Source organism: Saccharopolyspora sp., assembly GCF_017434145.1.
Classification (GTDB): domain Bacteria; phylum Actinomycetota; class Actinomycetes; order Mycobacteriales; family Pseudonocardiaceae; genus Saccharopolyspora_C; species Saccharopolyspora_C galaxeae.
This window is the reverse complement of record NZ_JAFRFW010000034.1, coordinates 1-6099: the sequence shown is the minus strand read 5'-3', so window position 1 is coordinate 6099 and position 6099 is coordinate 1. Positions and strand designations below refer to the sequence as shown.

Here is a 6099-nt window from a genome sequence, read left to right as displayed (position 1 = left end):
CTGTCTGGTCGCGTTCAGTGTTCTTGTTGAAGCGGCGAAGCCGCTTGCCGGCGACCACCTGAGCAACCGGCACCGCCGCGGGTTCTCAGGCGTCTGCTCGCGAGGACAGCTCCGACGCCAAGTCGGGCGCTACTTCAGGAGGAGATCCCGCAGCGAGCAGACGTCTGAGGTTCCGCCACGCAACCAGCTACGCAAAACCAGACGAGGAACAGGCACTTAGCAATGGAGCACGGATGTCAGGAGCCTCGGTGACCGAGCCTCGCAAGCCCGGGGATTCCGCCCCCGGCACCCCACGGACCGCCGCGATCGCCGCCTGGATCGGCAGCGCGCTGGAGTACTACGACTTCTTCATCTACGGCACCGCCGCGGCCCTGGTGTTCAACGACATCTTCTTCCCGGACGCCTCACCGGCCACCGGCACGCTGCTGGCCCTGGCGTCGTTCGGCGTCGGCTACGTCGCCCGCCCGGTCGGCGCGCTCGTGCTCGGGCACGTCGGCGACCGGTTCGGCCGAAAGCGCGTGCTGGTCATGACGGTGCTGCTGATGGGCTTGGCCACGGTCGGCATCGGCTGCCTGCCCAGCTACGACCAGATCGGGGTCGCCGCGCCGATCCTGCTGGTGACGCTGCGGCTGCTGCAGGGCTTCTCCGCGGCGGGGGAACAGGCGGGGGCGAACTCGATGACCCTCGAGCACTCCCCGGAGCACCGCCGCGGCTACTACACGAGCTTCACGCTCAGCGGCACCCAAGCCGGGCAGATCCTGGGTACCGCGGCGTTCCTGCCGGTCGCCGCGCTGCCGCAGGAACAGTTGATGAGCTGGGGCTGGCGCGTGCCGTTCTGGCTCAGCGCGATCGTGGTCGTCGCCGGGCTGCTGATCCGCCGCTCGCTGGACGAGACGCCGGTGTTCGAGCGGGAGACCGATCACTCGAAGCTCCCGCTCGTCGTGCTGCTGCGCGAACACTGGGGCGACGTGCTGCGGGTCGTGGTGGCCTCCGCGGTCGCCACGGTGAGCACCATGTTCACCGTGCACGCGCTGAGCTACGCGGTGAACACCGTGGGCCTGCAACGCACACCCATGCTGTGGGTGGGCGTGCTCGCGAACGTCGTGGCACTGGCGGCGATCCCGCTGTGCGCGCTGTTGTCCGACCGGGTCGGGCGCAAACCGGTGTTCATCGGCGGGACGGCGGCCTGCGCGGTGCTGATGTTCGGCTACCTCGGGTCGATCTCCACCGGCGACTACACGCTGATCTTCGCCAGCGGCATCCTGCTGTTCGGCGTCGCCTACAGCGCCCCGAACGGGGTGTGGCCCGCCTTCTACGCCGAGATGTTCCCGCCGAAGGTGCGGCTGTCCGGGATGGCCATCGGCACCCAGATCGGCTTCGCCATCGCCGGGTTCTCACCGACCATCGCCGAGGCGATCGGTCCCGGCCGCGACGGCTGGATCGCGGTTTCCGCGTTCACCGCGGGCCTGTGCCTGCTCAACATCATCGCGGTGGCCACCGGGCGCGAGACGCACCGCGTGCGCACCGCGGACCTGGGCACGCGTCCCGTCGAAGATCCCGTGCCCGCATGAGCCGGCTGCGGCCGGGCCCGTCCGGCCCGGCCGCAGCGGTCCGCGCGACTACTTGGCGTCGAGCTTCTTGCCGTTCGAGCCGAGCTTGGTCGTGTCCCGGGCGGAGCCGACGGCCGCCGTCGCGACGAACAGCACTCCGCCGATCACGGCGAGCCAGAACACGCCCTTGACCACGAATCCGATCACGGCCCCGGCCACGCTGAGGACCAGCCACAGCAGCAACAGGCCGCCGACAACCTTCCACCACATCTTCGCCCCACCCCGGTTCCACAGGCCCGGCAACGCTGCTTCCACCGTAGCAGCACCGCGCCGGGCCGCGGGCCCCGATTTGCCGGACCTCCGGGAAAAATCAGGGTTGCCGCAGCCAGGAAGCCAGCCGCGCGAGCGCTTCGGCCATCTCCTCGGTGGCGCCGGCGAACGACATCCGCACGAAGCGCCGCCCCCGCTCCGGGTCGAAGTCGACGCCGGGAACGACCGCCACCCCGGTGTCCTCCAGCAGCCGGTGGCACCAATCCGCTGAGTCGTCGGTGAGATGCCCGATGTCGGCGTAGGCGTAGAACGCACCGTCGGCGGGCGCGACCTTGTCGATGCCCAGCTCGGAGAGTCCGGACAGCAGCAGTTCCCGGTTCGTCTCGTACCGCCGGACGTGCTCGGCGACCTCGTCGTAGGCGCTCGGGGTGAACGCGGCGACCGCGCCGTGCTGCGACATCGCCGGTGGGCAGAGGTTGAAGTTCCCGGTCAACGAGTCCACCGCGCGCAGCAGCCGCGGCGGCACCAGCATCCAGCCGAGCCGCCAGCCCGTCATGCACCAGAACTTCGAGAACGATTGCATAATCACCGGTTCGGCCGAGTACTCCCGCGCAGTGTGCGCAGGCTCGCCGAAGGTGATGCCGTGGTAGATCTCGTCGCTGATGAGCTGCACCCCGTGCCGGTCACACCAGGACACGAGCCCTGCGAGCTGGTCAGCCCGGAGCACCGTGCCCGTGGGGTTGGCCGGGCTGGCGAGTACCAGGCCCTTCACCGGCTCATCCAACTCCTCCAGCATCTCCACCGTGGGCTGAAACCGAGTCGAGGCGTCGCACGGCAGCTCCACGACCTCGCATCCCAGCGCGGACAGGATGTTCCGGTAGGCCGGGTAGCCGGGGCGTGCCAGTGCCACCCGGTCGCCTGCGTCGAAGGCCGCGAGGAAGGCGAGGAGGAAGCCGCCCGAAGCCCCAGTGGTCACCGCGACCTCGTCCCGCCGGACGGCAACCCCGTAGGTTCGCTCGTAATGAGCTGCGATCGCTTCGCGCAGTTCGGGCAAGCCGAGCTGTTCGGTGTAGCCGAGCGGGTAGCGGTGCAGGGCCTCTGTTGCCGCTTCGCGCACCGCCTTGGGTGCAGGCGCGGAGGGCTGTCCCGCAGCGAGGGAAACGACGTCACCGCGGGTGCGCTGGCGCGCGGCAGCGGCCGTCAGCACCTCCATGACCTGGAACGGCGGGATGTTCGCGCGTTTGGCTACAGCGAGTGCGCCGGGCTGCTCAACCATGCACGGGAGCGTGCCAGATGGGGTACGTCATTCCTGCGGCGCTTCCGGTGCGAACGCCCGCCAGCTGACTGCGGTCGGCCGCTCGCCGGTGCGCAAGAACTCGGTGACGACAGCGGTGAAGGTCCCCAGGGGTAGGCCCGACCCGGGCGGGAAATCGTCGTCGTCGAACTCGCAACCCTCCGACGCCGAGTCGCCCACCGGGTACGCCTTGCCGCGGGTGGCGTCTTGGTAGCTAAGGTAGCCGAACCCGTCGACGACGGCGGCGAACACGTCGTGATCGGGAAAGTTCGTTTCGGCATCCCACAAGGGTCGGCCGTTGTGCACCAACCGGGCCGAGTCCGCTTGTGGGTCGGCGAGCTGTTCAGCGAACCCGGCGATGTCCTCCGGGGTCTCCAGCGTGTTGTTCAGACCTTGGTACGAGCCGTCGAGACCGATCACGGCCCAACCTGCGGTGATGCTCATTCCTCCGCCTTCCGCCCGATGTAGGTGTTGCCCGCCGGGCTCGATCCGTCCTGCACTGTCAGTTTCCATCCTTCCGGTAGGAACCTTGATAACCACTGGTGGCAGGTATTCGGCCATTGCTGGTCTTTCGGTGTCGTACCGCAGACCGGGCGGTTGATCTCGATCTCGGCCTCAGTGATGCCCTGATCGAGCATCCGAGCGACGAACTGCGTTTCGACGTGGCGAGCAATCGCCGGTTCGGCGCTGACGTTGCCTCGGGTGAGCCCGTGTTCGACCGCGAGCTGCCGCGTCGCCTCGTAGTATTCGCCGCCCTTGCCGCTTTCCAGCAGCACCGCCTCACCGTCGCCGTTGATCCACCGGCCATGTGTCTTACCGGGGCGGGGTGGACGTGGTAGCTCAGATCGCCTCGCTGCTGACGAGGTGGGCCGAGCAACCGCACCGGTTCGCGGCGTGGCTGGCGTGGGATTCGGTGTTGGTTCAACTGCGGGCAAACCGATGTTCTGCCGGTAGGCGTCGATCAGTGTCGCCGCGAGCCGTATCTGTTCGCGTTGCGCCGCAAGTTGCTGCGGCACGGCCCGCTGTTGGTGTGCTGCGGCAACCGCGTCGTCGGCAGCGGCGCCCTGCAGCGCTGTCCCGAGGTGTTCGTTGGCGTCGTCGGAGTGGCTGATCGCTTGGGTGAGGTGATCGGCGGCTTCACCGATCTTGCGGATCGCTGTCGCGATCCCCTGGGCGAGTTGTTCCATGGCGGAGGCCATCGGCGCCCCTTCGACCGGGCGGAACACGGATCAGGTCACCGATCATGCCGGTGCCCCCTGACATCCTGTCCGCTCGCAGCCGCTCGGCGAGCTTCGTACTGCTGGTCCGCGCACTTTCCGGCGAACAGCGGATCAGACCGGGTCGTCGAGGTATCCGGACTTCGCCGCGGTGAGGAACGAATTCCACGCCGCTACCGGAACCACGAGCGGCGGGCCGGAGCGGTCCTTCGAGTCACGCACGCCTACGTGATCAGCGGATAACCGGACTTCCACGCAGTTGTCGCTCGCGGCAGCGCTGTAGCTGCTCTTGAACCAACCGCGGTATCGCACCTGGGACATGCTCATTCCTCCGAAATGCCTTCGATCAGCGCGAGGGATTCCGCCGTGTTCAGCGACGAACCGGTAAGCCTTTGAAAGGCCCGATGCAGCAGCTCCACGTCAGACTCTCCGTCGAAGTACGTCGACGGACCGAAGGTCGCCGAGCAGAAGCCGACCGGAACGCCTCGGTCGCCGAAGTCGAACAGCGTGAAGCCGCCACCTCGGGCCGGGTTGCCGGAACCAGCGGGAAGCACCTGAAGTTGCAGCTGCGGGCGTTCCCGGACGAGAGCGGCGAGATGTGCGAGCTGCCCGTTCCGGATCTTGACCGAACCGACCACTGCCCGCAGCGCTTCTTCCGTGACGATGAAGTGCATCTCCCTCGCCTCCGAAGATTCCAGGAACCGGGCTTGCCGTTCCAGCCGGGCCGCGGTTCGCTGCTCGACCTCATAGGACGATGCCGTCCACCAGACACCGTCACCATCCGACATGACCGCGCGCACGTAATCCCGCGATTGGAGCAGGCCAGGAACGATCGATGCCTCGTAACTGCGTACCCGCAGCGCGCTGGCTTCCATGTCCGCGAAGCGCTGGAACGAGCGCGGCAGCACATCGGTATAAGGCCGCTTCGGCTGACGCTTCCGTGCTTCCGCAGCAAGGGCGAGCACGGTGGAACGTTCGTCGCTGCCGACCTCGTAGTAATCGAGCAGCGCCGCAAGATCGGTCGGAGCGATCGTGCTCTTGCCGTCTTCCAGTTCGGCGATGCGGGAGCGGACCTTGCCGAGGCGGTCAGCGGCCTCTTGTCGGGTCCGGCCGGAGTCGACGCGCAGTCGCCGCAGCGCAATGCCCAGTTGTCGACGTTCCAGAGTCTGTCGAACTCGGCCCATCAGCCGACCTCCTCGCGGGACAGCACGTCGTCATCCGATCACGGGATACCCAAGTCCGATATCTGACCAATAATCTTCAAGTCCGACATCGGATCTATAGCAACCGGGAGACTCATGGCCCTCTACGACTCATCGAAGGTGTCCGTGGAGTCCTTTGTGGACATGGCGGCGGACGTGGCGGTGCGGCAGGAGGTGGACGAGCTGAACGAAGTCGTCACGCTGTTCTTCGGCAGGGACGAGTTCATCCTGCTGCTCGGCCGGGAAGCGCTCGCCCGCATCGTCGAAGCCGGCTCGCACGCACTGGCCCGGTTCGCCGCCACCCCCGACTGATCTCGCCGAGCGAACGGACCGCTGGTCCCAATGGATCGGGCGAGCGGTCCGTTCACTGCTGGAGAAGCTGCTAAGCGGTGATTTCGCCGCGGGCGGCGCGCAGGGCGATGTCGGTGCGGTGGTGGGAGCCGGGCAGGTGGACCTCGGCGACCCGCCGGTACACCTCGGTGCGGGCCGACTCCAGGTCCGCGCCGGTCGCCACGACCGACAGCACGCGGCCACCGGCGGAGAGCACCGCGCCGTCCTCGCGCCTG

The 6099-nt window shown here is 67.8% G+C and carries 9 protein-coding genes; 2 read left to right on the top strand and 7 right to left on the bottom strand.

Going from position 1 to position 6099, the window contains the following annotated elements:
- Positions 1-248: 248 nt before the first annotated feature.
- A complete protein-coding gene (locus IJH84_RS00910) occupies positions 249-1571 on the top strand; it encodes an MFS transporter (protein ID WP_295139075.1) in 1323 nt (440 codons plus the stop codon).
- 48 nt (positions 1572-1619) lie between these two features.
- Here IJH84_RS00910 and IJH84_RS00905 read toward each other — a convergent pair whose 3' ends face one another.
- The 6 genes from IJH84_RS00905 to IJH84_RS00880 form a co-directional block, all read right to left on the bottom strand.
- A complete protein-coding gene (locus tag IJH84_RS00905; protein ID WP_295139077.1) occupies positions 1620-1820 on the bottom strand; it encodes a hypothetical protein in 201 nt (66 codons plus the stop codon).
- 100 nt (positions 1821-1920) lie between these two features.
- The gene (locus tag IJH84_RS00900; RefSeq protein ID WP_295139072.1) at positions 1921-3096 is read right to left on the bottom strand and encodes a pyridoxal phosphate-dependent aminotransferase; all 1176 of its coding nucleotides are present in this window, start codon (positions 3094-3096) and stop codon (positions 1921-1923) included.
- A gap of 27 nt (positions 3097-3123) precedes the next feature.
- Positions 3124-3558, bottom strand: coding sequence for an Imm1 family immunity protein (locus IJH84_RS00895; protein WP_295139069.1), 435 nt, complete (start codon positions 3556-3558; stop codon positions 3124-3126).
- A complete protein-coding gene (locus tag IJH84_RS00890; RefSeq protein ID WP_295139066.1) occupies positions 3555-4313 on the bottom strand; it encodes a DddA-like double-stranded DNA deaminase toxin in 759 nt (252 codons plus the stop codon). Before IJH84_RS00890 ends, IJH84_RS00895 begins: the two co-directional genes overlap by 4 nt.
- Before the next feature lie 132 nt (positions 4314-4445).
- Positions 4446-4652, bottom strand: a complete 207-nt coding sequence (locus tag IJH84_RS00885) for a DUF397 domain-containing protein (RefSeq protein WP_295139063.1) — start codon at positions 4650-4652, stop codon at positions 4446-4448.
- 2 nt (positions 4653-4654) lie between these two features.
- Complete coding sequence (locus IJH84_RS00880) at positions 4655-5515, bottom strand: helix-turn-helix transcriptional regulator (protein ID WP_295139060.1); 861 nt, start codon at positions 5513-5515, stop codon at positions 4655-4657.
- 114 nt (positions 5516-5629) lie between these two features.
- Between IJH84_RS00880 and IJH84_RS00875 the strand changes: the two genes are divergently transcribed.
- Entirely contained in the window at positions 5630-5845 is a 216-nt protein-coding gene (locus tag IJH84_RS00875; RefSeq protein ID WP_295139057.1) for a hypothetical protein, read from the top strand.
- A gap of 70 nt (positions 5846-5915) precedes the next feature.
- On the opposite strand, the gene IJH84_RS00870 is transcribed toward IJH84_RS00875, so the two are convergent.
- A partial coding sequence (locus IJH84_RS00870; RefSeq protein ID WP_295139054.1) for a phosphoribosylglycinamide synthetase C domain-containing protein occupies positions 5916-6099 on the bottom strand: 184 nt, incomplete at its 5' end.

What these genes read in the sequence shown, in the direction of transcription:
- IJH84_RS00905 (WP_295139077.1), bottom strand. Translation starts at nt 1,820, where the DNA reads ATGTGGTGGAAGGTTGTCGGCGGCCTGTTGCTGCTGTGGCTGGTCCTC.
- IJH84_RS00900 (WP_295139072.1), bottom strand. Translation starts at nt 3,096, where the DNA reads ATGGTTGAGCAGCCCGGCGCACTCGCTGTAGCCAAACGCGCGAACATC.
- IJH84_RS00895 (WP_295139069.1), bottom strand. Translation starts at nt 3,558, where the DNA reads ATGAGCATCACCGCAGGTTGGGCCGTGATCGGTCTCGACGGCTCGTAC.
- IJH84_RS00890 (WP_295139066.1), bottom strand. Translation starts at nt 4,313, where the DNA reads ATGGCCTCCGCCATGGAACAACTCGCCCAGGGGATCGCGACAGCGATC.
- IJH84_RS00885 (WP_295139063.1), bottom strand. Translation starts at nt 4,652, where the DNA reads ATGTCCCAGGTGCGATACCGCGGTTGGTTCAAGAGCAGCTACAGCGCT.
- IJH84_RS00880 (WP_295139060.1), bottom strand. Translation starts at nt 5,515, where the DNA reads ATGGGCCGAGTTCGACAGACTCTGGAACGTCGACAACTGGGCATTGCG.
- IJH84_RS00875 (WP_295139057.1), top strand. Translation starts at nt 5,630, where the DNA reads ATGGCCCTCTACGACTCATCGAAGGTGTCCGTGGAGTCCTTTGTGGAC.